Annotated in this window: 21 protein-coding genes; 7 read left to right on the top strand and 14 right to left on the bottom strand. The window is 64.6% G+C overall.

The features are described from left to right. Positions 1–34 precede the first annotated feature (34 nt). On the top strand, positions 35–457 hold the full coding sequence (gene mscL, locus Spa11_RS07125) for a large-conductance mechanosensitive channel protein MscL (protein ID WP_145109966.1): 423 nt from the start codon (positions 35–37) through the stop codon (positions 455–457). Between the two features lie 34 nt (positions 458–491). On the opposite strand, the gene purN is transcribed toward mscL, so the two are convergent. From purN to Spa11_RS07110, 3 genes are all read right to left on the bottom strand, one after another. Then, positions 492–1142, bottom strand: a complete 651-nt coding sequence (gene purN / locus Spa11_RS07120) for a phosphoribosylglycinamide formyltransferase (protein ID WP_145109963.1) — start codon at positions 1140–1142, stop codon at positions 492–494. A 135-nt stretch (positions 1143–1277) separates the two neighbouring features. After that, the gene (gene ileS / locus Spa11_RS07115) at positions 1278–4856 is read right to left on the bottom strand and encodes an isoleucine--tRNA ligase (RefSeq protein WP_145109960.1); all 3579 of its coding nucleotides are present in this window, start codon (positions 4854–4856) and stop codon (positions 1278–1280) included. 388 nt (positions 4857–5244) lie between these two features. Then, positions 5245–5511 carry a hypothetical protein gene (locus Spa11_RS07110; RefSeq protein ID WP_145109957.1) on the bottom strand — a complete coding sequence of 89 codons (267 nt, stop codon included), beginning with the start codon at positions 5509–5511 and terminating at the stop codon, positions 5245–5247. A 383-nt stretch (positions 5512–5894) separates the two neighbouring features. Between Spa11_RS07110 and Spa11_RS07105 the strand changes: the two genes are divergently transcribed. Continuing rightward, the gene (locus Spa11_RS07105; protein ID WP_145109954.1) at positions 5895–6620 is read left to right on the top strand and encodes a PIG-L family deacetylase; all 726 of its coding nucleotides are present in this window, start codon (positions 5895–5897) and stop codon (positions 6618–6620) included. A 91-nt stretch (positions 6621–6711) separates the two neighbouring features. Next, complete coding sequence (locus Spa11_RS07100) at positions 6712–8361, top strand: Na+/H+ antiporter NhaC family protein (RefSeq protein ID WP_145109951.1); 1650 nt, start codon at positions 6712–6714, stop codon at positions 8359–8361. Positions 8362–8411: 50 nt separating this feature from the next. Here Spa11_RS07100 and Spa11_RS07095 read toward each other — a convergent pair whose 3' ends face one another. From Spa11_RS07095 to hisE, 3 genes are all read right to left on the bottom strand, one after another. Next, positions 8412–9590, bottom strand: a complete 1179-nt coding sequence (locus Spa11_RS07095; RefSeq protein ID WP_145109948.1) for a serine/threonine-protein kinase — start codon at positions 9588–9590, stop codon at positions 8412–8414. A gap of 137 nt (positions 9591–9727) precedes the next feature. Then, positions 9728–10624 carry an ATP phosphoribosyltransferase gene (gene hisG, locus Spa11_RS07090; protein WP_145109945.1) on the bottom strand — a complete coding sequence of 299 codons (897 nt, stop codon included), beginning with the start codon at positions 10622–10624 and terminating at the stop codon, positions 9728–9730. A 166-nt stretch (positions 10625–10790) separates the two neighbouring features. Next, positions 10791–11135, bottom strand: coding sequence for a phosphoribosyl-ATP diphosphatase (gene hisE, locus Spa11_RS07085; protein WP_197529803.1), 345 nt, complete (start codon positions 11133–11135; stop codon positions 10791–10793). A gap of 225 nt (positions 11136–11360) precedes the next feature. Here hisE and miaA point away from each other — a divergent pair, with 225 nt between their 5' ends. The 4 genes from miaA (at position 11361) to Spa11_RS07065 (ending at position 15236) form a co-directional block, all read left to right on the top strand. Beyond that, positions 11361–12311, top strand: a complete 951-nt coding sequence (gene miaA / locus Spa11_RS07080; protein ID WP_145109942.1) for a tRNA (adenosine(37)-N6)-dimethylallyltransferase MiaA — start codon at positions 11361–11363, stop codon at positions 12309–12311. Between the two features lie 253 nt (positions 12312–12564). Beyond that, the gene (locus tag Spa11_RS07075) at positions 12565–13254 is read left to right on the top strand and encodes a hypothetical protein (protein ID WP_145109939.1); all 690 of its coding nucleotides are present in this window, start codon (positions 12565–12567) and stop codon (positions 13252–13254) included. 205 nt (positions 13255–13459) lie between these two features. After that, complete coding sequence (locus tag Spa11_RS07070; protein WP_145109936.1) at positions 13460–13828, top strand: PadR family transcriptional regulator; 369 nt, start codon at positions 13460–13462, stop codon at positions 13826–13828. A 124-nt stretch (positions 13829–13952) separates the two neighbouring features. Further along, complete coding sequence (locus Spa11_RS07065) at positions 13953–15236, top strand: permease prefix domain 1-containing protein (RefSeq protein ID WP_145109933.1); 1284 nt, start codon at positions 13953–13955, stop codon at positions 15234–15236. Positions 15237–15256: 20 nt separating this feature from the next. Here Spa11_RS07065 and Spa11_RS07060 read toward each other — a convergent pair whose 3' ends face one another. From Spa11_RS07060 to Spa11_RS07030, 8 genes are all read right to left on the bottom strand, one after another. Further along, on the bottom strand, positions 15257–16285 hold the full coding sequence (locus Spa11_RS07060) for a polyprenyl synthetase family protein (RefSeq protein ID WP_145109930.1): 1029 nt from the start codon (positions 16283–16285) through the stop codon (positions 15257–15259). A gap of 454 nt (positions 16286–16739) precedes the next feature. Beyond that, on the bottom strand, positions 16740–17312 hold the full coding sequence (locus Spa11_RS07055) for a helix-turn-helix domain-containing protein (RefSeq protein ID WP_145109927.1): 573 nt from the start codon (positions 17310–17312) through the stop codon (positions 16740–16742). 783 nt (positions 17313–18095) lie between these two features. Next, on the bottom strand, positions 18096–21752 hold the full coding sequence (smc, locus tag Spa11_RS07050) for a chromosome segregation protein SMC (RefSeq protein WP_145109924.1): 3657 nt from the start codon (positions 21750–21752) through the stop codon (positions 18096–18098). Positions 21753–21836: 84 nt separating this feature from the next. Then, entirely contained in the window at positions 21837–23588 is a 1752-nt protein-coding gene (locus Spa11_RS07045) for a flagellar basal body P-ring protein FlgI (RefSeq protein WP_197529802.1), read from the bottom strand. 212 nt (positions 23589–23800) lie between these two features. Further along, the gene (gene yidD / locus Spa11_RS07040; protein WP_145109918.1) at positions 23801–24037 is read right to left on the bottom strand and encodes a membrane protein insertion efficiency factor YidD; all 237 of its coding nucleotides are present in this window, start codon (positions 24035–24037) and stop codon (positions 23801–23803) included. A gap of 11 nt (positions 24038–24048) precedes the next feature. Further along, positions 24049–24435 carry a ribonuclease P protein component gene (gene rnpA, locus Spa11_RS22830; RefSeq protein ID WP_197529801.1) on the bottom strand — a complete coding sequence of 129 codons (387 nt, stop codon included), beginning with the start codon at positions 24433–24435 and terminating at the stop codon, positions 24049–24051. A gap of 29 nt (positions 24436–24464) precedes the next feature. Further along, positions 24465–24791 (bottom strand): hypothetical protein, encoded by a 327-nt coding sequence (locus Spa11_RS22825; protein ID WP_197529800.1) that lies wholly within the window; start codon positions 24789–24791, stop codon positions 24465–24467. 23 nt (positions 24792–24814) lie between these two features. Continuing rightward, positions 24815–25834, bottom strand: coding sequence for a DnaJ C-terminal domain-containing protein (locus Spa11_RS07030; protein ID WP_231933186.1), 1020 nt, complete (start codon positions 25832–25834; stop codon positions 24815–24817). Positions 25835–25929: the final 95 nt, after the last annotated feature.

Genomic DNA, 25929 nt, shown 5'->3' with positions numbered 1-25929 from the left:
AAGACCGCTACACGCCCCACGAAGGACCAACGCGATGGGACTGATTAAAGAGTTCAAAGAGTTCGCAATGCGCGGCAGCGTCGTTGACTTGGCGGTCGGCGTCGTGATCGGCGCCGCGTTCGGCAAGATCGTCTCGACGTTCGTCTCGGCGATCATTACGCCGATCCTCGGCTTCTTGACCGGCGGCATCGACGTTAAGGACTGGAAGTACACGCTCCCGCTCCCGGACAGCATGCCCGAGGGGGTTTGGAAGGCGCCTACGCTCGCTTACGGCGAGTTCCTGCAAGTCGTGATCGACTTCACGATCATCGCCTTTGCGATCTTCCTGGCGATCAAGGTGATGAACTCGCTGACGAAGACCAAAGAAACGGCGCCCGACGCCCCTCCTGCACCGCCGGAAGACATTCTGCTGCTGCGCGAGATCCGCGACTCGCTCAAGAATCGCCAGAATATTTAACCACGGATGGCACGGATAACACGGATACGATTTCTTATCCGTGTATATCCGTCTCATCTGTGGTTCTTCTCTTAGCTCTTGACGTGCGTACACGTCCTTCTTCGAGCCGGACGCGGCCCGTGGCGAGCATCTTTAGCACGTGCGGGTAGGCTTCGAGTTCGGCCTCGAAGACGCGGTCGGCGAGCGTGTGTGGCGTGTCGTCTTCGAATACCGGGACCGGGGTCTGCCAGATGATCGGGCCGGCGTCGTACTCGTTATCCACGAAGTGGACCGTGACGCCCGTCACCTTGCAGCCGCGCTCGATCACCGCGGCGTGGACGCGGTCGCCGTACATGCCGTGCCCGCCGAACGCCGGCAGCAGCGACGGGTGGATGTTCACAACACGGCCCGCAAAGTCTTCAGGCACGGGGCAGAGCTTCAACCACCCCGCCATGACCACGAGCTCGACGCCCGCCGTCCGACAGCGCGAGAACACGGCGGCGCCGAACAACTCGTCCGTCGCATAATCCTTGCGATTGACGACCGAAGTCGGTAACCCCGCTGCCGCAGCGTGCTCCAGCCCGCCCGCCGTGGCGCTACTGGAAATCACGAGCGCAATCTCAACCGGCAACTGATCGTCGGCGATCAGCTCGATGAAGTTCTTCAGCGTCCGGCCGCTACCGGAGATGAGCACCGCGATCTTCAAAGTCTTCTCACGAAAAGTCTCTTACAACGACGAACACGAAGGACACGACGAGCAACTACCGGGGCTTACCGGACACGATTTGCCTCGTCGAGAAGGCCGTCGTGTTCGTCGTGTTCGTCGTGTCCGTCGTGGTTACTATTTCTTAATACGAATGTAGAGCTTTGCTGTTGCATCAGCGATTGTGACATCTACAGCATCTGAATCATCTAACTTCACCGGATCATTCATTGTCGCAAGAGTCTCAGCGGCAATGTGAACTCCGAATCGTTGGAAAGCTCTCTCTAACAATTCTGATTCCGTGCTCAATTGGAGGTGGATTCGGTCGGTGAATTCACAACCCAACTCCTTTCTACGGTCTTGAATTACACGGATCAGATCTCGAGCCATACCTTCTTGAATTAGCTCATTAGTCAACTCCGTCGCGAGCACCACGACGACGCCGCGGTCGTTTGCTGCGGCCCAGCCGGGTTTGGCGGTGATGCGGACTTCCACCTCTTCGGGCGTCAGCTGCACGGCTTGACCCTGGACGGTGAGGTCGATGAGGCCGTTGTCGCGGAGGTTCGCTAGGAGTTCGGAGCCGCTCTGCTTGCTCAGCTCTTGTTTCACCAGCGGCATCAGCTTGCCGAGCTTCTTGCCGAGCAGTTTGAAGTTGGGCAGCACCTCGTGATCGACGTACTTCTCGGGCGCGTCGGAGAACTCGACCGCCTTCACGTTCAGCTCGCCCGCGATCACCTCGGCGTGCGCTTCGAGCCACGCCTGGTGCTTGTTGTCAGCGAGGATCACCTCGACCTTGGCGAGCGGCTGCCGGACCTTGAGGGACGCCTCTTGCCGGGCCCGCAGACCGAGCGACGCGATCAGCCGCACGAGGCCCATCCGCTCGGACAATTCGGCGTTGACGAGCGACGCATCGCACTCGGGGTAGTCGCAGAGGTGCACGCTGGCCGCAGCCTGATCGCCGAAGACACCGGCAAGGTTCCGCCACATCGCCTCGGCGATGAATGGCGTGAACGGCGCGATCAGCTTCGCGGTCTCCACAAGGCACTCGTAGAGCGTCCAGTAAGCGTCGAGCTTGTCGGCTGAACGCTTGTCCTTCGCCCAGAACCGATCCCGGCAACGCCGCACATACCAGTTCGAGAGGCCGTCCACAAACTCGGTGATCGCTTGGCCGGCGCCGAAGTTGTCGTAAGCGTCCATCCGCTCGGTGACGTCGGCGATGGCGCCATGCAGTTCGCTGAGGATCCAGCGATCGAGTTCGTCACGATCGGCGACGGGGCGATAGGAAGCGGCGCCAGCCATTCCCCTCCCTTTTAGGGAGGGGTTAGGGGAGGGTTTTACGTCTCCAGCTACATGACGCTCTGCGCTTCTGACCGGCTTCGTATCTGCGGAGTTCCCTCCACTGGACGCCGTACCCCCTCCCCTAGCCCCTCCCCCCAGGGGGGAGGGGGATTTTATTGCGGCTTCGCCTTCTTTCAGTTCCACCGCTGGATCGAAGCCATCAATATTCGCATAGATCACAAAGAAGCTGTAGCAGTTCCACAGCCGCAGGAGGAACTCGGGGATCGAGTCCTTGATCGCTTGCTCGCTGTAGCGGATCGACGACCAGGGCGGCTGGTTGGTGAGCAGGTACCACCTCAAAGCATCGGCGCCGTAGAGGTCGAAGATCTCCGACGGGTCGCGGTAGTTGCGTTTGCTCTTGGACATCTTCTGCCCGTCCTCGCCGAGCATGAGGCCGAGGACGATGCAGTTTTTGAAAGGATGGGGGTAAGAGGCTAGAGGCTGGAGGCTAGAGGCTAGGGATTTCTGCCCACTGCCGACTGCCGACTGCCCACTCCAAAGCATCGTCGAGATCGCTAGTTGGCTGTAGAACCAGCCGCGAGTTTGGTCGAGGGCTTCGCTGATGAAGTCGGCGGGGAATTGGCTGTGAAACTGCTGCGCAGCAGCGGCGTTCTCTCGTCCCTCGTCCCCCGTCCCTAGCCCCTCTCCCTTGTATCCCCATTGCGCGAAGGGCATCGCGCCGCTGTCGTACCAGCAGTCGATTACCTCGGGGACGCGTTGCATTCGCGCGCCCTTCTGGCAGCCGCAGTCGAACTCGATGGCGTCGATGTAGGGTTTGTGGACGCGTAGGTCGTCTGGCAGCGTGGGGTCGGCCTGCTTCGCCTTCTCCCACACCTCGACGCCCGTAACGCCGGGCTGCGCGAGCAGCTCGTCGCAACCGCCCACTGCCCACTGCCGACTGCACACTGCGCACTCCCAAATCGGCAATGGAGTGCCCCAGTAGCGTTCGCGGCTCAGGGCCCAGTCGACGTTCGACTCGAGGAACTTGCCCATCCGGCCCCCCTTGATGTGCTCGGGGAGCCAGTTGATCGCCCCGTTGTTCTCGAGCATGGCGTCCTTGAACGCCGTGGTCTTGATGAACCAGCTCTCACGCGGGTACTGGATCAACGGGTCCTCTTCCGCCCGCCAGCAGAACGGGTAGTCGTGCAGATACTGCTCTTGATGAAACAGCAGTCCGCGCTCTTTCAAGTTGCGCGCGATGTCCTTATCGCAGTCCTTTACCCATCGGCCACGTACGAACTCAGGGGCTTCGTCGGTGAACTTGCCGTCGGGGCCGACGCAATTGATGAGTGGCGGGGCTTTGTCGCCGAGCGATTCGCGCTCACGTTGCAGGACGTTGTAGTCGTCCTCGCCAAAAGCCGGGGCGATATGAACGATACCGGTGCCGCTATCCGTAGTCACAAAGTCAGCGGAGAGGATGCGCCATGCGTTTAATGAACCTTTCTTAGAGTAGCAATCGTAAGGCGGCTCGTATCGCAGCCCTACAAGCTCCGACCCTTTGCAAGTCTTGGCAACAACGTATTCCTGCTTCTTCTTCGCGCTGAGCGCTTCTAATAAATCAGATGCAACGATGTACTGCTCCGAGCAGATTCCGTTTTGAGCCTCGCAAACAAAAGAGTATTCAATGTTTGGATTTATAGCGGCAAACTGATTGCTGGGAAGAGTCCAAGGCGTTGTCGTCCACACCAAGAAAGACGTGTCGGTCCGTTTTCCCGCATCATCAAGCAGGATGAATTCTACAAAGACGCTCGGATCCGCGACTTCTCGATAACCCTGCCCTACTTCGCCCGCCGAGAGGGCCGTGCCGCCCTGGGCCCACCACCAGACGATCTTGTGGCCCTGGTACAGCAGGTCCTTGTTGAAGAGCTCCTTGAGGCTCCACCACACGCTTTCGACGTACGACTGGTGGTAGGTGACGTAGGCCTCGTCGAGGTTGACCCAGAAGCCGAGCCGCTCGGTGAGCCGTTCCCACTCCTGCATGTAGCGCCAGACGCTCCGCTGGCAGCGCTGGATGAAGGGCTCGACGCCGTAGGTCTCGATGTCTTCCTTCGAGTGGACCGGCCGGCCGAGCTCCTTGGTCAGCTCTTTGCAGACCTCGACCTCGACGGGGAGGCCGTGCGTGTCCCAGCCCGCCTTCCTTTCACATCGAAAGCCTCGCATCGTCTTGTAGCGGGGAAACACGTCCTTGATGGTCCGCGTCAGGCAGTGGCCCGGGTGGGGCATGCCGTTGGCGGTCGGCGGGCCCTCGTAGAAGACGAACGGCGGCGCCCCTTCGCGGCGATCGAGCGACTGCTGGTAGACCCGCTCCTCACGCCAGAAGCGGACGATCTCTTCTTCGAGCTTCGGGAAGCTGACCTGGCCTTCGAGGGGGGAGAACATAGGGGGCGGGGCTGTCGGCTATCGGCTTTCGGCCGTCGGCTGCGGAGTTTGAGGGGAAACGCCCCATTGTGCCCGGCAGGGGGCCCGACGCGAAGGCCACCAGGGCCCCGGAGGGGCCGGTGGTCAGCTGTCAGTTGTCAGCTGGGTAGAGGCTAGGGACAGCCCCGGAGGGGCGATAGCGCGTAGCCAGGGGCGCGAGCCCCTGGAAGGCGTGCCGCAAGAAAAATCAAAGCCCCGGCAGGGGCGGCAGCACTCGACTATCGCCGAGCTGCTGTCGCCCCTCCGGGGCTTCGTGAATTGCGTTGTCCAGGGATTCAGGGGCTCGCGCCCCTGGCTACGCGCTGCCGCCCCTCCGTGGCTCGTCTAGCTTCTAGCCTCTTCCGACCGGCTACTCATCAAAATCCTCGTCGTCCGAGAACGAGTCGCCATCGTCGGACTCTTCTTCTTCGTCGGCGATGATCGGGATGTCTTTGTCGAGGTCGTCGTCTTCGTCAACGGCGTTGACATCGAACTTCTCTTCCTCGGTGTCCTGGAACTCCTGGCCGAAGCCATCGTCCTCGGGCTCGTCGTCCCACTCCTCCTCGAAATCGTCGTCGAACTCGTCGTCGAAGTCGTCGTCTTCGAAGTCGTCGAACGGGTCGGAAGAAGCGGGCATCGAATGGGTCCTCAGGAAACGGCTGGGGGAGCAAGCCCAGTATCTTAACCACCAAGTGGCGGGTCTAGAAGGAGAAGGAGATGGGGGATGGCGGCTTCTGTGGCGGACCGCGGATTTTGTTCCGAGGCGCCGAGCGAGAATTACACGGCTTCTGGGGGGATAATGGGGATGGCGGGCCTGCGAGGTGAGCGGCCTCCGCCAAACGACATTCGAGAACGATGATAGATTATTTTTCAGCCCAACCCACTTTGCCGCCCGGCCCACCCCACAGAGGCGACATCAATTCTCCCCTCCGATGGCCCGCAGCCGCCCCCGGCAGCCCGCAGCAAGTCCGTCGCCCCTGTACCGTCCCGCCATCCCCTTGTCCCCTTCCCTGAGAGACCATGCCTGACACGGACCCCTTCGATGTCGTCGCCGTTGGCGCTCACCCGGATGATGTCGAGATCGGTTGTGGGGGGACGCTCGCCAAGCTCGTGGAGCAGGGGTACCGGGTGGGAATCGTCGATCTAACGGACGGCGAGCCGACGCCCGTTTCGCCGGGACCGGAGGTGCGGCTCGCCGAAGCACGGAAGGCGGCGGAGATTTTGGGGGTCCACGAGCGTGTGACGCTGCCGCTCACCAACCGCCGGCTGTTCGACGGTTTTGACGAGCGCGTCGCCCTGGCGAAGATCTTCCGGAAGTGGCGGCCGAAGCTGGTGATGGGCCTGGGGGATCGCACGCCGATGGCGTCGCCCGACCACTGGCAGGCGATGCAGATCACCGACGCGGCGGTCTTTTACTCGCGGCTCACCAAATGGGACGACCACTTCGACGGCCTCCCGCCGCACACCATCAAGGCGCAGGTCTACTACGCGTTGACCTTCTACACGCTCCAACCACCGCCAACCGCAAATGACTTCGTCACGGACATCGGTACGGTGCTGGAAAAGAAGCTGGCGGCGATCAAGGCGTACGAGACGCAATTCCCGCCCGAAAAGGGGGACATCTTCGAACGCGTCCGGGCGATGAACGTCTCAATCGGCAACGCGGCCGGCTTCGCCGCCGGCGAGCGGCTGGCAAGCCCGAGGGCGATCGGCGTGACGGACCTCATGCAGAGCCTGCGTATCTGAGTGATTTTTGATTGCGGATTGGGGATTTCGGATTGCGGATTGGGTGCTATCAAGGCCAATCTGCAATCCGCAATCCCCAATCCGCAATCGAATGCACCCCTACGGCATCCTCAGTCTTGCGCCGCCCGTCATCGCCGTTGTCATGGCGATCGCCACCCGGCGGATCCTGCCATCGGTCCTTGTCGGGCTCTTCGCTGGGGCGTTGCTGACGACCGGCGGCGACGTGGTGCAGGCCGTGATCGACATGGGCGAGGTGCACCTCTGGCCGACGTTTGTGGAGCCCGGCAAGTTACGGCTGTTCACCTTCACGATGGCGATGGGGGCGGCGATCGGGCTCATTAACGCCTCAGGAGGCATGCTCGGGCTGGTGGGTCTGCTCACGCCGCTGGCGAAGGGCCCCAAGAGCGCGCAGGTCACCGGCTGGTTCATGGGGCTCTTGGTCTTCTTCGACGACTACGCTAACACCCTGCTCCTGGGTGGCGCCCTGCGGCCTGTGTTCGACCGGCTGAAGATATCGCGGGAGAAGCTTGCCTATGTCGTCGACTCCACAGCGGCCCCTGTGGCGGGCCTGGCGGTCGTTTCGACGTGGGTGGCGGTTGAGCTCTCCTATATCGAAGAAGGCCTCGCCAACCTCACCACGGGCGTCCCCGAGGACGTCAGCGCGTTCTCGCTCTTCGTGGCGTGCCTGCCGTACCGGTTCTATGTGATCCAAGCCCTGGTGTTCGTGCCGCTGATCGCCATTCTGGGACGGGACTTCGGCCCGATGCTCGCCGCCGAGCGCGCCGCCAAAGACCGGGCCGAGGAGGACCTCGTCGAAGACAGCGACCTCGCCGGCGCCCCCCAGCCGTCACACTGGTCCAACGCCGTTCTGCCGCTGGGGCTGACGCTGCTGGTCGTGCTGTGCCTGCTGTGGGCGACGGGCGTCGCGAACCTCGGCGAAAAGTACGACCCGGCCGCTCCGGCCCTCGAGAAGTTCCGCAACGTGTTCGGCGCCGCCGACTCGGGCCTCGCTCTGATGTACGGCGGCCTGGCGGGGCTGGCCGCGGCAATTCTGATGGTCCGCTGGAAGCAGTTGCTGCCGCCGCCGGAGATTTCGCAGGCCCTGGTGCGGGGCGTGCTCACGGTCCTCCCCGCGGTGGCGATCCTCTGGCTGGCCGGCGCCATGTCCCGCATGACCGGTAACCGCGACGTGGATGGCGCGCCAACCACCACTCCCTACGAGTTTGCCGCAACGCGGCTCTATACGGGCGAGTACCTCACCCAACAGCTCCTCGGGACCGAGGGCGCCGCCCCCACGGCAACGCTCAAGGCACTGCTGCCAACCGGTGTGTTCCTGATCTCAGCGGTCGTCGCCTTCTGCACGGGAACGAGCTTTGGCACGATGGGCCTCGTGGTGCCGATGGTGGTGCCGATCGCCTTCGCCGCCGCAGGCGACGGCGCGCCGGGTGATCCCACAACAACGGCGTTGTTCTTGGCGTCGCTCGGCAGCGTTCTCGCCGGCGCCATCTTCGGCGACCACTGCTCACCGATCTCCGACACAACGATCCTCTCCTCGATCGCCAGCCGCTGCGACCACATCGCCCACGTCCGCACACAACTGCCCTACGCGATGACCGTTGCTGCGGTCGTCGTGCTGCTGGGGACCCTACCACTGGCGCTCGGCGTCAATGTCTGGGTTTTGCTGGCGTTACAGTCCGCGGCGCTGGTCGGGATCGTCTGGCTGTTGGGCGAAAAGGCTTAACGGACGAATGGGGCGCGGAGTAGGCAGGATTATATCGGCGTCCCCTCTCCTTAAAGCCCCGCAGCCACAGCCGCTGTACCAACAGCCGCGACTGTGGCGATCACCAGCAGCAGGCCCATGCAGCCTTGCTTGGGCTTCGTCGAGGACGCTGCGAGTCGTTGCGACAAGCCCTGTGGTTTTGTCGGCTTCTCATCAAAATCGTCATCGTCATCGTCGGATTCGATCTCGTCGGTGAGTTCGCACCCCGAGAGGCCTCCGCTGCCGGTGAGCGAGCCCTCCTCGTCGTCCTCGTCAATCGGCAAGGGCTCGATCTCGGCGGCCGTTCCATCGAGCAGGTCTTCGAGCGATTCGACCTCGCCCCGCTCCGAGGCCACAATCGCCGTCAGTGCGTCGCGTACGACGTGGGCGTTCGCGGGACGGTCGTCCTTTTCCTTCGCCAGCAGGTTGTCGAGCAACTCCTCAAGCGACTTCGGCGTATCGGGCGCGAGGGTCCGCACTTTCGGAGGCGCCACCTCTACATGCTGCTGGAACACGACCATCGGCTCCATCGACGGGAACGGCGGCCTGCCTGTGAGCAGCTCGAACAGCAGGCATCCCAGCGCGTAGAGGTCGCACCTCCCGTCGATGTCAGAGCGGCCGCGGACTTGCTCGGGCGCCATGTAGCGGACCGAGCCCACGGTCTGTCCCGCGGTCGTCAGCTCGGCGCCATCGTCACGCCGCACCAAGCCGAAGTCGCCAAGCTTCAACGCCCCATCCTCGGTCAGAAAGACGTTCTCGGGCTTGAGGTCGCGGTGCACGACGCCGTTGTCATGCAATTCCGATAGCCCATCGGCTACGTGCGTTGCGCTCTCGGCCGCGTCACGCCAAGGCAGGCGGTGTCGCTTCTGGATCACTTCACGGAGCGACCCGTACGGGGCAATCTCCATCGCGTAGTACAACAGGTCGCCCGCCAACCCCGAATCGACGAAGCGCAGGATGTGCGGATGGGCGATCTGCCGGGCGACGCCGATCTCACGCACGAAGCGTCGGAAGACGCCCTCGTTGGCTGCGGCGCTGGGCAACAGCAGCTTCAGCGCGACTTCGCGCGGATGGTCCGCGGGGGCGTCGGCGCGTTCTTCTTCGTTAGGGTCGAAGACGGCCCGAAAGACCTGGCCTGCCCCCCCGACGCCCAAGACGCCGACGAGTTGATACGGACCGACCCGGTCCCCAACCTCTTTGAGTGACGCCATCGCCGATCCCTGCGGTGAACGAGTACCCGCCCGCCGCAGTATCCTCGCACGCCTCCTAGAGGGGCTAGGGTGGGTCTGTCGTAGCGCCACCCGCGGCTAGCGCCGGCGGCTCAAGGCCATAAGTCATCCCACGGACGCTAGAGGCGGCAATTCTTGATCGCCGTTTCGAGGATCGCCCGGGCGCCGAGCTTCTCCAGACGCTCCATCACGCCGATCACTTCGCCGCGCTTGACCATTGCCCGCACCGCGCACCAGCCCTGCTCTTCCAGGCGGTTGACGGTCGGCGAGCTGAAGCCCGGGGTGATCTTTTCCGCCTCGGCGAGGCTCTCTTCAGGGACGTTGTACTCCAGCAGCGAGTAGCCGCGGGCGATAATCACCCCCTCGATACGGCGAGCGATCTGGTCGCAGAGGGCGCCGTGCTTGGTGGCCGGGTTCTGGATCAGCACCGTCTCGTAGCTGCCGATCGTATCGAGGATCCGCAGCTTGTTCGCCGCCAGTGTGCTGCCGGTCTCCACCAGATCGACAATTGCGTCCGCCACCCCCAACGCGATCATCACCTCGACCGAACCGGTGAGCTCGACGATGTGGCACGACACTCCGTGCGAATTCAAGTAGGCCCTGGTGACGTGCGGGAAGCTCGTCGCGATGCGGTCGCCGGCGAGGTCCTTCGGTGTGACCACAGGGCTCGCGTCCGGCACACAGACCGCTAGCCGGCACCCGCCCATCGACAGCGGCATCCGCGTCACCACCGCGGGGCGATCGGCGACCGCCTTGTTGACGCCGGCTTCTTCGACAAGGTCGCTCCCCGTGACGCCGATATCGATCGCGCCCTCGGCGCAGAGCACGGGGATGTCGTCCGTTCGCAAAAATGTGACATCGATCGGACCGTCGAGCCCCCCTCCGGCCTTCACGCGCGCGAAGAGGTCACGGTCCTGCCGCCGGTACTTGAGCCCCGCGTCCGCAAGCAGCTCAGCGGCGAGTTCCGACAGTCGGCCCTTGCTAGGGACGCCGATACGAAGCGGTTCATTACTCATCGATTCAACTTGTTAATAGACGAACCACAAAGGAACGAAGGAACTACTAATAAGTACGGTAGGTGGCTAGTCGGGTAGACCGGAAGAAACGGTCGGCTCGCAATTCCTAACTAACTATCAGACTACCGGTCTAACCGCTTCCTTCGTTCCTTAGTTCCTTTGTGGTTCAACTTGTCTTAGGACGGCTTTCTTTCTCGGCGATGCCCGACGTGCCGAAGCGGCGGGCTAGTTCGGCTTCCACCTCCGACAGGTCCACGCCGCGCCAGCGGCACAGCACCAGCGTGTGGTACAGCAGGTCGCCGACCTCGTAGACGAAGTGGGCTCGGCCCTCGTCGCCCGGCTCGGCGGCGGCTTCGACGACCTCGCCGGCCTCCTCGGTCACCTTCGGGCCGATCTTCTCGACGCCACCCGCGAGCAACTTGGCCGTGTACGACTTGCTGGCGTCCGAATCGGCGGCGCGCTGGCGGACCGTCTCTTCCAGGGCGTCGATCGGTCGCGTCGGCTGGTCCACGGCGGTGGGTTGTGTGGGGGGAGGGGGCTGCGGTTAGGCTGTTGGCCGGACGCTCGTAAGTAGCCCCATAGCTTAAGCGCCCGGAAACCGCCGAGCAATCGAGTAAAGGCGAGCCGGGAGCGTCAGCGACCGGAGGGATGTGCCGGTAACTGAAATCAAATGGCCGGGTTCCCTCTGGTTGCTGACGCTCCCGGCTCGCCTGTGAATCATCGTTATACTCTCCCCATGAGCTTTGATTTCGCCACGACCTGTTGGTTCATCACCGGGGCCACCGCTTCGGGCAAGACCGCCGTGGGGCTGGAAGTATCCGACCGGTTGGCGGCCGCTGGCGGTGGGGCGGAAATCCTCTCGCTCGACTCGATGGCCGTCTACCGCGGCATGGACATCGGCACGGCCAAGCCCGGCGCCGCTGAGCAGGCCCACACGCCGCACCACCTGATCGACCTCCGCGACCCCGACGAAGAGTTCAGCGTCGCCGACTACCGCGACGCGGCCGAAGCCGTGGCCCGCGACGTGCTCGCCCGCGGCAAGACACCCGTCTTCATCGGCGGCACCCCGATGTATTTGAAGTGCCTGCTGCGTGGCCTCTTCGAAGGCCCCGGCGCCGACTGGAGCTTGCGGCACGACCTCGAAGCCGAGCTGTTGCAGTTTGGCGTCGAGGCGGTGCACGAACGTCTTCAACTCGTCGACCCCGTCGCCGCGTCGAACATCCACCGCAACGACGCCCGACGCATCGTCCGCGCGCTGGAAGTTTTTCGCACGACGGGCCAGCCGATCAGCCATCAGCAGCTCGAGTTCGACGACGCCCGCCCCGCGTCGGAGTGCAAGGTCTTCGTCCTGCGGCGTGACCGCACCGATCAACACGCCCGCATCGCGGCCCGTGTCGATGAGATGATGGCCGAAGGTCTCGTCGAAGAGGTCCGTGGCCTCACGTCAGACGGCAAGACCCTCGGCCGCAGCGCCGCGCAAGCTGTTGGCTACCGCGAAGTGCTCGAACATCTAGCGGGCGAGTTCGATCTGCCGTCCACCGTCGAGCGCATTCAATCCCGCACGCGGCGGTTCGCTAAACGCCAAGGGACCTGGTTCCGCAGCCTCAGCGAGTGCCGCTTCATCGACGTCGCAGCCGACGAGACGGCCGGGACGATCGCGGACCGCATCGTAGCCGTAGCGGGATAAGCCGTCCGCGCAAATGGGACTGTGGGAGGGGTCTCCAGACCCCGATTACGCGCACCATGCCGTCCGTATTCGGAATGGATACCGTAATCGGGGTCTGGAGACCCCTCCCACATAGGCCTGACGGCCTTTTTCGGGTCTGGTTCAAACACCCCGCCCAGAAAAACTCAAGCGATTCGCCGGTCCCTACAACCGGCCCCGACTCTTCCGGCGGCGTAAACTTGGGCGGTAATTCCTCACCCGCCCCGCTCTCGCCATGACACGCCGGCGCTTCGCGTTCTGGATCGGCATGGGCCTCTTCGGCATCGCCGAACGGCTCCGCGCGGAAAGTCTCGACACGGTCGCCGCGTCGCTGATGAAGGCGACCGAGGCGCCCGCCGCCCCGCCGGCGCCCGCTGAAGCCATTGCCGAAGAAGCCGCGTCGGCCGAGATGCCGGTCCATTGGCAGATGACCCACAACAACACGTGGCGGTGGGTCCAGCGCGAACACTACCTCGATGGCGAGTGGCGCGTCAGCGGCATGACGACGCCCGTCCGCCGCGACAACGGCGAACCCCTTGAAGACCCGGTCGAAGGTTATCTCCCCGACGACGAAGTCCCCGAAGAGTTCCTCCAAGCCTACGACAAGATCACCGACGCCAACGGCGAACCCGCGACGCCCAAAGGGGACGACGGCATTGCCGCTACCGAAGACGCCCCCGGCCCCGACGCCGCCGCCTATCGCCGCGCCCGCCACGGCCGCCCGCCGAGCCGCTGGCTGCGAACGCTTAACGCGCCGGAACTCTCCGTCTGGCTCGCCACGATCACGCCCCCCGAAGCGGGCGTCAGCGGCATGACATTCACCGAGCACCTCACGCGCGACCACCACTTCGACGAGGCCCGTATCGCGGGACTCAGCGACGCGGAGTTAGAGAAGCTCCACGCCGCGGCGCATTATGGGTATTGAGCCCGGCATCGCGCTAACGCTCCGCCATCACGAGTGACGGCGAGCCGACGACGTTAGTCGTCGGTGGGAAGCGGGTACCATGGTTCCACCGACGACTAACGTCGCCGGCTCGCCACAAATCGTCGTTGCGACCCCCCCACCTTCCCCTTGACGCTCTAGGGGAGCCGCCCTAAACTCTCCCCTAGACAAACAAGGGGAGAGCCCAATGGCGACCAATTCTGATAACTCACTTCCGCAAGGAAGCCTCGATCTACTCGTCCTTCAGTCCCTCGCCGGCGGCAAACGGCACGGCTATCAAGTCGCGAAGCACATCCAGTCCACCAGCGGCGACGTGCTGCGCGTCGAAGAGGGGTCGCTCTACCCCGCCCTGCACCGCATGGAACGCCGCGGCTGGATCGCCAGCGAGTGGGGCCTCAGCGAATCCAACCGCCGCGCCAAGTACTACGGCCTCACCCGCACGGGCCGCGCGCAACTGAAGGTCGAAGTCGCCAGTTGGCGCGCGATGGCCGAGGCGATCGGCAAAGTCATCGACGCCGGCGCCGTCACCCCGCGTCTAGGTCTGTCCCTCAGCTAATTCAAAAAGAATGGGACGCGGATGATCGCGGATTTAGAAGGATTATCGCGGATCCAACGGAAAGCAAATCTTCTTTAATCCTATTCAATCCGCGTCATCCGCGTCCCATTCGTCCGAAGCCGCCATGCCCGCCCTCCCCTACTGGCTTTTCCCCGGTGACGACCGGCCGACGGACCAGATCGACGACGAGATCGCCGAGGAGTTGCAGTTGCACCTTGACCTGTTGGCCGAAGATCAAGAGCGCCGTGGCCTCTCGCCGGAGCAAGCGAAGCAAAAAGCCGCCGAACGCTTCGGCGACTTCAACCAACTCCTACGGCGCTGCCGCCGTGAAAAGCAAGGAGATGTCCCGATGCTGAAGCGCGTTCAGGCGATGTTAATTGGGCTCTTACTACTTGGTGTTGTTGCGATCGGCTGGAACCAGATCGCCATGTCGGCGTCCGTAACCGCCAATCAGAAAGACATTGCCGATGCTCTTGCAAGTGTGCAGCGGCAGCTAGAACAGATCGTTCCTAGAGCCGCCAATGCAGGCAGTTGGGTGGACGACTCGAACTCCGTCTACGTTGCTGGTCAGGATGGCAAGCCTCTGCTTGCAGAGAAGTCTTTTGGGCTTCAACTTGCAAAGACATCTGACGGGCTGCATCGACAACTTGTTGCAATCGATCCAGACAATCCGAATGCTGCAGTTGTTGTTTGGACGCCTCCTGAGAATCCCGATCCACAGAAAATAAAAAGCGAGGCGAGAGCGGATGCCAAGGCGAAGCGGTACGACATCGCCTTGGCGAAGCATGTGTGGTACCACGAGAACGTTGAGAGTATTCAGCCAAGCCAGAGCGCCGTTCGATTGTCTTTCGCTCTCTCGGAATGGTACGACCTTGGACTCGAATACCCGCCAGCACTCGAAGTGCTCCGATCGATACGTGACAACCTTGAAAAGCAAGTTCTACGGGGAGAAGACATCGGAAGGCGCTTTCATGATTTCGCGGCGATCAACCGGGTGCTTGATGAGAGCTCCAAAACCACCAAGGCATTCGCCGCCCTCGATAGTCAGTCGCCAAAAGCGGCCAAAAGTGCCTTCCACTTTGCCAAACTCGATTTACTTGCAAACGAGGCGTACGAACTTTACGCAAAGCATGTCGATAACATGCGAGGCTACGAATTGATCTCGCAGACAGTTGATGCAATTCAACGCAGATCATATGAGTCACCGCAGGAGGGCGAGGACCCTCTCTCACAAGACCTTCTTGAACACTTCCATTCAGAGGCTGCGAATATTGTGGCTGTACTGACAATGACTGACCGCAAAGAAGAAGCGGCAAAGGTCGCCGAGCTGTTTATGCTGAAGCTGGACGACGAGCAGTTTCACAAGGAAATAGACGCCGCGCTCGAAGGAACACTACCCGCAAAATAGCGGAAGCGTCGCCAACTACGTTACGCGTCCCTACGACTCGCAAAAAACGCAAGCGTAGCGAGCGAGTGCTTAAGCTCGCTCTCTTCGAGCACCGCTAGATCGGCGACCGCGCGGTTGGCGTATTCAATCGCGGTCTTTTGCGCGAACGCAAAGCCGCCAACCGCTTCGACGAGCTTGGCGACTTCGGCGCGAGACTTGGACGACGGGTCTTTGAGCCACTCTTCGAGCGCTAGGCGTGGGCCGTTCACGAGGCTGTCACGGGTGTAGATCAGCGGCAGCGTCATCTTTTGTTTGGCGAGGTCGGCGCCGGTCGTCTTGCCGGTCGTTGCTTCGTCGCCGGTGAGGTCCAAGAGGTCGTCGGCGATTTGGAACGCCATGCCGAGGTTGCGGCCGTAGGACTCCATCGCGTCGGCGACTTCGCTCGAAGCGCCCGCGTACACCGCGCCGAGTCGGCAGCAGCACGCGCACAGCTCGGCGGTCTTGCCGTCGATGATGTCGAAGTAGTCGGCTTGCGAGAGCCCGAGGTCGCCCTCGGCGAGCGTCTGCCGCAGTTCGCCATGGCAGACGCGGTTGGTCGTGCGGCCGATGAGCTGGCACGCCGTCGCCGCGTCGCGATCGACGGTCGCCGCCAAGTAGAAGGCTTGCGAGAAGAGGAAGTCGCCCAAGAGAACGCTCTTCTCGTTCCCCCAGCGAGCATTGACCGTATCGACGTGGCGGCGGAGCTGGGCCTCGTCGAGCACGTCGTCGTGGACGAGCGTCGCGGTGTGGATCATCTCGACCACCACGCCGAGCAACTCGTGCGCACTTGTCAATTCGCCGACGGCATTTCCCACCAGCAGCACCAGCGCAGGCCGCAGCCGCTTGCCACCGAGGCGGTAGCCGTGCCGGACGACCTCGTCGACCAGCGGGTCGCTGCTGGTGAGCTCGGATTGGAGCCGGTCTTCCACACGCCGCAAAGCCGGCAGAATGGGGCCGAAAAGGTCGGCAACCACGGCGGAGGGCGGTCGCGTTGCGGCGGTATTCACTGAGGTCGTTGTCGAGGAGTCCATGGGTTCGCCGCGTTCGATCCGTTCGTTGGGACGCCGCCGGACGGACGCCTCCCTGGCAGTTGTCCAGTTTAAGGCCAGCGAGCCGCAAGGGGCAGGGCTCGGTCGGTAGCGGGCTAACCGCAGTGGGGAGCTGTCCTTAACGCCCTCCGGTCGCTGACGCTCCCGGCTCGCCTCAATTCGGCTGGCGAGCCGGGAGCGTCAGCGACCGGAGGGAAGCGGGTACAAACCTTCCACTCTGATTCGCCCCCCTCACAACGACCGAAGGCCCGGCCGCCACTTGGGCGACCGGGCCTTCGTTGTCAGTTGGGGCGACCGCCGAGGGGCTGGGATAGCCGCCTCGGCAGCGACCGCTTCTTGCGGCCGACCCCGGTTATTGATTCCGCCTCTTACGCCCAACGCGGGTTGGGCGAGGCCGGCGGTTTGCAAGCCGGGTTGTCACGACGCCTTACGAAGCTCAGACGAGCTCCTTCTTGGCGCCGATCAGCGTGCGAAGCCGTTCGGCAAGCAGGGCCGAGTCGAAAGGCTTCTTGAACGTCTCGTTGATCGTCGAACGGTCGAAGCTGATGCTCGAGCCGTCGTCCGGCAACAGGGCGATCAGGATCGTCTCGGCGAAGTCGGTGTTGCGACGCAGGTTCTGGCAGATCTGCAGCGCCTCGACATGACCGATCGAGAAGTCGCAGATGATGCAGTCCGGGTGGAAGCTCTCCGCCTGGATGCCCGCCTCGAAACCGCTGGCGGCGGTCTGCGTGCGGAACGACTTGTCGGCGGGAAGCTCCCGCTTGAGGTTCTCGATCAGCACCTGGTCCTGAGCGACGATCAAGACCTTGGCCATGGCCTCGTCTTCGAGGTCGCCAAGGGGCATGCCGTGCTCCTTGAGGAACTTGATCAGGTACTCGCGGGGGATCCGGCGGTCCTGGGAACCGGGGATCCGGTATCCCTTGAGACGTCCCGAATCAAACCATTTGCTGACGGTGCGCGGGGCGACCTTGCAGATCTTAGCGACCTGACCCGTCGTGAAGACCTTCATCGGGCTCTCCAATTCTCTGTCTGAATGTCCGCTCGTCGCGAAGGCTGCCGCTGGGTCACGGCAAGCTGCGCCTTGCGCCCCTCACGTATGTTTCTCAACGGCTGGGTCACCGCGAGACGCATGCGTGTCTGGGTCGGGGTAAAGGGGGTTTAATCGTCGCTGGGGACCGGGTCAGGTCTGACTGAACCGTTCCTTCGTTACTGCTTCACGGATCGGCTGCGAGAGTCGCGTCGGGATTGTCAATCACAAGGTTTCTCCAGCCGTTTGGAGCGTGTCGCTCCGTGCAACCGGCACAACCCTTACAATCCCGCACGACTACCGCACCCGCGCCGTCGTCAGCGAACGCCATCGTTAAGGGAACGACGCCGCTAACGAGACAGGTCTTGCGCGAGGGGAACCCACACTCCTCACCGTAGCCGCCACCACCGGCGCGGTCCTTCCTTTGGAAGGGTTTCGCCCCGTCAGCGCGCAACGACAGCAGGTCCAGCGGATGGATGCGTAAGGCAGGCTCCCCCCTGCGTGTCCCCCGGGCGCCGCCCGCAGGCCCGTTGCCTGCGTTCGGAGGGGAACAACCCATCCGATGCTTATCTTCGTTATTTCTGGGGGGGTGACTTTAGAGCCGGATTCGCAGTTCCTTAGCGCAGCCGCGCAGGCGCTTCTGTTGGTATGCCTCAAATTTCTGTGGGAGGGGTCTCCAGACCCCGATTTCGGCGTCCATCCGCAACGGCATGGTGCGCGTAATCGGCGTCTGGAGACGCCTCCCACAATTACACCTAGCGCCGTCTATGCCGCCCGGCGTAGCGGCGTGGCTTCGGCTTCCCGCCGGCGGAGATTAATGTGGCCGTCCTCGGAGACGTCCTCGAAGCGGACCGACACCTGCTTCGACACGCCCGACTCTTGCATCGTGATGCCGTAGATCGTGTCGGCGCCCGACATCGTCCGCTTGCTGTGCGTGATGACAACGAACTGCGTCGAGCCGAGGAAGTCTTTGAGGACGCCGCTGAACCGCCCGACGTTCGCCTCGTCGAGCGCGGCGTCGACTTCGTCCAAGAGGCAGAACGGGGACGGACGGCTGCGGAAGAGTGCTAGCAACAACGCGACGCACGTCATCGTCTTCTCGCCGCCCGATAGCAGCGAGAGGCTTCGTAGTTCCTTGCCGGGCGGGCAGGCGACGATCTCGACGCCCCCCTCCAGCGCGTCGTCCCCCTCGGCGGCGCCGGTGGGCTCAACCATCAACAGGTCCGCCTCGCCGCCACCGAAGAGGCGCGTGAACAGTTCGCGGAAGTGCTCGCGGACCGTCTCGTACGTTGTCTGGAACAGCTCGCGGCTGTCTGTGTTGATCCGCGCGGTAAGTCGAGCGAGCGACTGCTTCGCCTGGCTGAGGTCTTGGTACTGGCCGGAGAGCTGAGCGAAACGGTTCTCGAGCTCGTCGAGTTCCTCCAGCGACTCGAGGTTCACTGGGCCGACCGACTGAACCTCTTGGCGGAGCGCTTCGATCTCTTCACGCAGGGCCTGACGCTGGGCTTGGCCGAGGGTTTCCCCTTCCTTGGCCGCGGCTGCCGCCACGTCCACGCCGTAGTCGTCGCGGAGGCGTTGGGCGAGGGACTTCGACTCCATGTCGATCCGCTGGCGACGCAGGTCGACTTCGCCGAGACGCCTCGCTAAGGCGTCCGCTTCGGCGCGGGCTTGGGCGACCGCCGACGCCACCTCGACGCGGATGCGTTCACCGGCGCGACGAGCGGCGCGGGATTGGGCGAGCTCGTGCGCCGCGGCGGCGGCTTCAATAAAGAGCACGGCGAGCTGGCTGGTGGCGCGGAGCGCCGCCAATTCGGGCTGCTGGCGCTCGACGACGAGCGACTGGAGGTCGGCCGCGAGGCGATCGACCTTGTCGCTGAGCCCCGCGTCGGCGCCGCCGCTGCGGCGGGCCTCGACGCGTAGCGACGCCAACAACTCGTTGTGCTTGGCGGCGGCGGCCGCGAGTTCCTTCGAGCGAGCCCGCTGCGCGGCGATCTCGGCCTCGGCGGCGCGGACGGCGGCGGCCGCGTCGGTTGCCGGTTCGGCCTCGCGGTGGGCGTGTTCGGCGATGGCGTCGCGACGCCACGTCAGGCTCGCGACGCGCGCCTCGACGCGGTTCGCTTCGGCGTTCGACGCGGCGAGTTGCGTTACGAGGCGCTCGGCGCCGGCGTCGGCTTGGCGGCGCCGTTCTTCGAGCGTGGCGGCCCGCTGCGCCGCGGCGGCGAGTTGAGCGCGGAGTTCATTCGCCGACGCCTGCTGCGTGACGAGTCCGGACTCGGCGTCGGCGATGCGCTGGTCGGCGGCTTTCGCGTCGGCTTCGGCCGACTGCACGGACTGTTCCGCCGACGCGATCTGCCGCTGCAACGCGACGCCGTCCTCGCGGCGGGTCAGCACCCGCATCGCGGTGTCGTTGGGGCCGCAGACGAGCGAGTCGTCGGCCCCGAGCGTCTCGCCGTCGAGAGTTACGAAGTTGAGCCCCTTGCCCACCGAACCGGCGAGCCGCTTTGCTGTCGCGAGCGTATCGACGAACCAAGTGCGGGCAAACAGCCGTCGCACGAGCGGGGCGTAACGCGGCTCGACTTCGATGAAGTCCGCCGCTCGTCCGAGGACGCCGGGTTCGCCCTTGAGGTCGATCTGGTCGATCGCCGTTAGCGACGCCGACGCCTCGAGCGATTGGAAGCCCGCGCGAGTGGTGAGCGTCTCGGAGGTGCGGCCCTCGCCTAGCGCTTCGAGCAACGCCTCGCGCGAGTCGATGACGACGTGCTCGGCCCGGGCGCCGAGGGCCGCCTCGACCATCGCCACAAAGTCTTCTTCAACGTGGATCAGGTCGGCGACCAAACCGTAGACCTGCGGCGCCGCTTTGCCGGTCGCGGCGGCCCGATGGACCAGACCGCCCACGTCGTCGTTGAGCCGTTCGATACGCCGCTGCTCTTCGACGAGCGTCTCGAAGCGATGCCGCAATCCGACGAGCCGTTCGCGCGCCGCCGCCGCGTCGCGCTGGCGATCGATGAGCGTGCGACGGAGCTGCGCCAGCTCACGCTGCGTTTCGGCGATGGTGTTGTCGATCGCCAGCAGCGCATCGGCGCAGCTGTCTCGCTCTTCGGTCGCCATGGCGAGCGCCGAGGCGGAGTCGTCCACCAAACCACGCCCGGCCGCGAGCTGCGTCTGCAACTCGGCGAGCGTCGCCGCAATGGAGGCGCTTCGCCGCGTCAAGTTCGCCAGCCGATCGTCCGAACGACGCAGCACCGCCGCGAGGCGGTCGCGTGACTGTTGCTGTTTGGCGTGCAACTGGGCGGCTTCTTGAAGCCGGCCGGTCGCCGCGATGACACGGGCCTCGACCTCCCGCAGCGACGTGGTGTATTCCGCGGCGGTCTCTTCGGCGGCGGTGAGCGCAGCCCGCGCGGGGTTCTCCACCGCCGCGGCGAGCTCTTCTCGCCGGGCCTCGAGCCACGCGGAGCGGGTGTCGGACAGCTGTTTGTCGATCCGCGTCAACTCATTGCGAGCAATCGCCTGGGCTTTCTCGTGCTTGGCGATGCGTTTGCGCGCGTCGGCGAGCACGCGCTCGGAGCGGTCGTCCGTCGCGGCGTCGTCTTGTAGGCGCGCAAGGCGCTCTTCCTGCTCGGCGATCTCGGCCTGCGACGCTTCAATCCGCTCGGCGAGCGACTGGCGTTCGGCGTCGAGGCGACGCCGCTCGTCGGTGAGCTGGCGCCAATCGGCGGCGGCGAGTTCGGTGCGGGCTTCTTTGAGCCGCAACGACGCCTCACGGTAGCGCCGCGCTTTGCCCGCTTGTGAGCGCACACGCCGCAGCCGGCCCTCGACCTCGTCGACGATGTCGGAGAGGCGCAGCAGGTTCTGCTCGACACGCTCCAGCCGTTTGGCGGCTTCGCGTTTTTTGAGACGGAAGCGGCTGATACCCGCCGCCTCTTCCAGTAGCAGCCGCCGCTCAAGCGGCGAGGCTCGCAGCGCCGCATCGACGCGACCCTGCTCGATGATGCTGTAAGAATCGGCGCCGACGCCGGTCCCGGCGAGCAATTCGCGGAAATCCTTGAGCCGGCACAAGCGGCCGTTGACGAGGTACTCGCCCTCGCCGCTGCGATGTACGCGGCGGGTGAGGCGGATCTCTTCTTCGTCGAGGTCGAACAGCCGCCGCCCGCCCTCTTCACCGGGTCGGTTGTCGAACGCTAGCGTCACCTCGGCCGAGTTGAGCGGGCCGCGCGACTCGGAGCCGTTGAAGATGACGTCCGTCATCTCGGCGCCGCGGAGGCTGCGGGGGCTCTGCGACCCCAGCACCCACTTCACCGCATCGACGACGTTCGACTTGCCCGACCCATTCGGCCCGACGACGACCGTCACGCCAGCAGGAAACTCAAGACGCGTCTTCTCCGCGAAGCTCTTGAAGCCGACGAGTTCGAGCGACTTGAGCATGCGAGGAAAGTTGAATGTGGAAAGGGGAATGCGGAAAGGGTTTGGCAAACTTCCACTTTCCCCTTTCGCCTTTCCCCTTTCGGATCACTTCTTGTTCGAGAACAGATCCGGTAGCGGCGTGCCGACGCGGTAGTCGGCGTCCATCGACGCGCCGGCGGCGGGTTCTTCGTCGGCGTTTTCGTTGTCGGGGTCGGACTCGCCCGCGACTTCGTTGTCCGGGTCGTACTCGCGGCCCGAACGGGGGATCGCGTCGACGTCGAAGCGGCCCGGCAACGCACCGTCGCGTTTGGCTTGCTGAAGGGCTTGCACGACGTCGGGGTACTCGCCGCCAACTTCGACGATCGCGCGGATCACGTCGTCGATCGCTGTCGTAACCGTGCGGCGCCGGTCGGGCGAGTCGGCGCGGAATCGGCTGACCGTGATCTCGTTGCCCGACAGGCCGTTGACGAGAATGTCGTTGCCCGCGTCGAGCACCAGCGGGAGCTTGAACTTCTGGTCGGCGCCGAAGAGCACAATCTCCGGCCGGCCGCTGCGCGTGGCGTGCACCATCGGCGGGCCGTCGGTATTGAGGGCGTGGTAGCCAAACTGGCCGCCGAGCCGCTCGCCGCGGATCATCGGGTCACTGGGGTTCATCGCCCACAAGGCGCGGAAGGCGCCGTAGCGGGTCTCGGCGCTCTGGCTGTTGAGCAACGAGCGCAAGCCCTCGTAGGCGGTGACGTCGTCCATCGCGCTGAGCGCGGCGAGGGCGTGGGCGCGGAACGCCGGCTCCTCGCTGGCCGCGTCCACCAAAGCCTGGACACCGTCGGTCTTGTCGAGGTACGCCAGGGCCTCGGCCGAGTAGAAACGCACCTCGGCGTCTTGCGACTTGACGCCCTCTTGGAGCTTAGCGATCGCCAACTCGTCGCCGATTGCTTCGAGACGCAGCGCAGCGTTGGCGGCGGTCAGCGGGTCGAGGAGTTGCTTCTCGAGCAGGACCAGCCGTTCTTGGAGTTCAGTCGGTGTTTCGTTCACCGCGACGCTCCGCACCACCCGCACGAATCGACCGATGTTGTCTTTGTAACGCGGGTGGAGCTTCAGCTCGATGAACTCGGGGGTCTTGGCTTCGGCGACACCTATTTTCTGACCGCCTTCGTAGGATTGGAAGCGGTAGCTGATCGCCTTGGCGACCGCGATCGATTTACGGAACGATTGGTGGTTCTGCGCGAGCACCAAGCCCAGCGGACGCGACTTGATCGCGACGCCGCCCCCGAGGATGCGTCCCCGGGTCGAGGCGGCGATGTCGCGTTCGCCATCGGCCGAGGGATCGACCAGGATCGGCCCTTCGCCCTTAGCGAGGACGTGGCCAGCGTGGATCTGCTGTCCCATCACCGCCAGCTCGGTGAGGCGGGCTTCGAGCACCCGGCCGCCGCGGAGACTTGTCGTCTTGCTGCGGCTCGGCGAATGGACTTCGAGGTCGAATTGGTCGCCCTTCTGAACGCCCGGCGGCAAGAAGCCTCGCAGCAGCACGATCGCCGTGTCGGGCGAAGCGAGCACCTCGTTGGGCTTCTCGATCTGCCGCCGCGCCATCTCGTCAAGCATCGTGGCGCGCTGCGGGGTCTGCGGCGGGTCTTCGCCCGTACCATGCAGGCCCGTGACGAGCGCAACCGCCTCGACCTTCACATAGTTCAGACCGTACGGATGCGCGTAGTCGGCCACCAGCGGCGTGCCGCTCTCGGTGACCTCTTCCAGCGCCGCCTCGGGCGTGCGGTCGCGGAATAGCGATGAGGCGCAGCCGGTCGTCACCGCCAAGGTGGCGACGAACAGCCAATGAGAAGTCCGATAGCAGCGAGGCCTCATACGAGCGCTCCGTCGCGCAAGCGTCATGCGCAAACCGTCCCTGGTTCGCGCGGCGGCGAAGAGTAGGAGCTTTCTACCGGGGGGGCAAGACGGGTCGCGGGGCCGCAACGCGAATTGGAGTGTCGGCGTGCTAAGGGGAGGGGCTGAGGGAAGATTGGGGGACGCGTGCGCGTACTCTTAGCCCTTATCCCCTCAGCTCCTAACCCCTCCGCCTACGGCGGGTCGTATCCCCCCCGTCCCCAAGGATGGCATCGCGAAATCCGTCCCGCGGTCTTCCACATCCCCCGCAACGGGCCGTAGCGCCGCACCGCTAGCACCGCGTACTCGCTGCACGTCGGCTGATAGCGGCACGCGTTTGGGAGCCAGGGGCTTATCAGTCGCTGGTAGCACCGCACCGCCAGCACCAGCGCGAGCGACGTGAGGTCGCGGGCCGCGGCGAGTAGGAACATCGCGATCCGGATCACGAGCGGCCCTCGGACGGCTGCGCCTGCTTGGCGGCTTTCTTCTCGAGCCGACGCGCTAGTCCCCGCAGCGCGGCGTCGACAACCGCTAGCGTCGGCTTGTCCCGGAGTCGGGGCAGGCACACGAAGTCGAGCGCCGGCAGGTCGTGCTGCGATAGCCGGAAGGCTTCGCGGAGGCAGCGTTTCCAGCGGTTGCGTCGCACGGCGCCGCCTACCTTGCGCGATACCGCGAGGCCGAGACGCGCGTGCCCGAGCCCGTTCGGGCGGGCGTGGATGACAAGCACGCCATCGCCCGCGGAGACCTTCGCCTTGAAGACGGCGTCGAACTCGGCGCCGGTGCGCAAGCGGAGCTCTTTGGGGAACGAGTATCGCTTCGCGTCAGACAAGGGCGGCTCGCAGGAGGCAATCAAAACGTCTAGCGCGAGACCGTGTCGGCGCCGCCGTGGTCCGCGGCCTGCGTGTCGCCACTCTCTTGCCAGGGGACTCCGCGGAGCATGGCCGGCAGCGGTTCGCGCATCTCGGCCGCCGAACGGCGCAATGGCAGGGGCTTTCGCAGGTCGACACTCCCCAACCGTCGCACCCAGCGGCCGCCGAGCATGGCGCCTGCCATCAGGCCCAGGCCCAGCAGTATAAACGCCAACAGCGACATTAGCAGCACGGCCCGCGTCGGCGGGTCGAGCAGCGGCACAGCGGTCGCCTGCGCCAGAAACATCGGTTGAGCCTGCAATCCATCGATCCACATGGGCGACCTCCGCTCGGCAAGGGTCACCAGCGCAGCTCACGCCGGGGCTGCTGAGTATAGCGACTCGAGACCGATGCTAGCAGACCCCGGTCCTCCGCACTGAGCCCCTCGGGGAGGACAATCTGGACCTCGGCGTACAAATCGCCGGGGTTTTCGCCGCGGGGATCGACGCCGTGGCCCTTCACCCGCAGGCGTTTTCCACTAGAGGTTCCCGGCGGGATGGTGAGGGTGATTGTCCCCTTGGGGGTGGGGAGATCGACCTTGGCGCCCTCGGCGGCCTCGGCGAGCGTGATCGGCACCGTGACGTCGAGCCGCCGGCCATTGCGGCGGAAGATCGGGTGGCTCGCGACCCGGATCGTCAGCAGGATGTCGCCGGCGGAACCGCCGCTGGGGTCGGGGTTTCCCTGTCCACGGAGGCGGATCTTCTTGCCGTCGTCGATGCCGGCGGGGATTTTGACGGTCAGCGTCTCTTGCTTGCCGCCGCCGCGGGCGACCGTGATCGCCGCCTCGCCACCGGTGACGGCCGTCGCGAAGGGGACGGTGATCTCGTGCTCGATATCGTCGCCGCGCGTTGGCGGCTGAGCGGCGCCCCGTCGGGCGCGGCCGCCCGGCGCTCCGCCGCCGAACTGCTTGAAGAGGTCGGCGAAGCCGCCGGCCCCTGCCCCGCCGCCGCCGAACAGGTCGTTGAGGTCGAAATCGACGGTCTGTCCGCCGCCGGGCCCTCCACCGGGAAAGCCGCCGCCGGGATAGCGCTGCCCACCACCGCCGCCGCGGAATGGCCCGCCTGCCGCCTCGAAGTCGGCGCCGAACCGGTCGTACTGCTCGCGCTTCTTCGGGTCGTTGAGGACCTCGAACGCCCGCTGCACTTCCTGGAACTTCTTCTTGGCTTCCGGGTTGTCCGGGTTGCGGTCCGGGTGGTGCTTCCGCGCGAGGTCTCGATACGCCTTGCGTATCTCCTCTTCGCCTGCCCCGCGGGGAAGGCCGAGCACTTTGTAGTAGTCGTCTGCCATCGATCTTTTGCGGCTGTCGCTGGTGGTGGGCATCGTAAGCTTATCCTCCGACGGTCACGATCCAGAGGGGCCATCCGAGAGCCCGCAGTCCCAATGCAGAGGGGCCGCCCGATGCACCCCTCTGTGTG

The sequence above is a fragment of the Botrimarina mediterranea genome, assembly GCF_007753265.1.
Lineage (GTDB): Bacteria > Planctomycetota > Planctomycetia > Pirellulales > Lacipirellulaceae > Botrimarina > Botrimarina mediterranea.
Note: the sequence above shows the minus strand (reverse complement) of the source record. Positions and strands in the feature narration are given on the sequence as shown.

Excerpts from the sequence above, each read along its gene's own strand:
- ileS (WP_145109960.1), bottom strand. The coding sequence starts at position 4,856 with ATGTTCTCCCCCCTCGAAGGCCAGGTCAGCTTCCCGAAGCTCGAAGAA.
- smc (WP_145109924.1), bottom strand. The coding sequence starts at position 21,752 with ATGCTCAAGTCGCTCGAACTCGTCGGCTTCAAGAGCTTCGCGGAGAAG.
- yidD (WP_145109918.1), bottom strand. The coding sequence starts at position 24,037 with ATGTTCCTACTCGCCGCGGCCCGCGACCTCACGTCGCTCGCGCTGGTG.
- Spa11_RS07070 (WP_145109936.1), top strand. The coding sequence starts at position 13,460 with ATGGCGACCAATTCTGATAACTCACTTCCGCAAGGAAGCCTCGATCTA.
- Spa11_RS07060 (WP_145109930.1), bottom strand. The coding sequence starts at position 16,285 with ATGGACTCCTCGACAACGACCTCAGTGAATACCGCCGCAACGCGACCG.
- Spa11_RS07055 (WP_145109927.1), bottom strand. The coding sequence starts at position 17,312 with ATGAAGGTCTTCACGACGGGTCAGGTCGCTAAGATCTGCAAGGTCGCC.
- Spa11_RS07030 (WP_231933186.1), bottom strand. The coding sequence starts at position 25,834 with ATGCCCACCACCAGCGACAGCCGCAAAAGATCGATGGCAGACGACTAC.
- Spa11_RS07065 (WP_145109933.1), top strand. The coding sequence starts at position 13,953 with ATGCCCGCCCTCCCCTACTGGCTTTTCCCCGGTGACGACCGGCCGACG.
- Spa11_RS07045 (WP_197529802.1), bottom strand. The coding sequence starts at position 23,588 with ATGAGGCCTCGCTGCTATCGGACTTCTCATTGGCTGTTCGTCGCCACC.
- Spa11_RS07075 (WP_145109939.1), top strand. The coding sequence starts at position 12,565 with ATGACACGCCGGCGCTTCGCGTTCTGGATCGGCATGGGCCTCTTCGGC.
- hisG (WP_145109945.1), bottom strand. The coding sequence starts at position 10,624 with ATGAGTAATGAACCGCTTCGTATCGGCGTCCCTAGCAAGGGCCGACTG.
- Spa11_RS22825 (WP_197529800.1), bottom strand. The coding sequence starts at position 24,791 with ATGTGGATCGATGGATTGCAGGCTCAACCGATGTTTCTGGCGCAGGCG.
- Spa11_RS07100 (WP_145109951.1), top strand. The coding sequence starts at position 6,712 with ATGCACCCCTACGGCATCCTCAGTCTTGCGCCGCCCGTCATCGCCGTT.
- Spa11_RS07105 (WP_145109954.1), top strand. The coding sequence starts at position 5,895 with ATGCCTGACACGGACCCCTTCGATGTCGTCGCCGTTGGCGCTCACCCG.
- mscL (WP_145109966.1), top strand. The coding sequence starts at position 35 with ATGGGACTGATTAAAGAGTTCAAAGAGTTCGCAATGCGCGGCAGCGTC.
- Spa11_RS07095 (WP_145109948.1), bottom strand. The coding sequence starts at position 9,590 with ATGGCGTCACTCAAAGAGGTTGGGGACCGGGTCGGTCCGTATCAACTC.
- miaA (WP_145109942.1), top strand. The coding sequence starts at position 11,361 with ATGAGCTTTGATTTCGCCACGACCTGTTGGTTCATCACCGGGGCCACC.
- Spa11_RS07110 (WP_145109957.1), bottom strand. The coding sequence starts at position 5,511 with ATGCCCGCTTCTTCCGACCCGTTCGACGACTTCGAAGACGACGACTTC.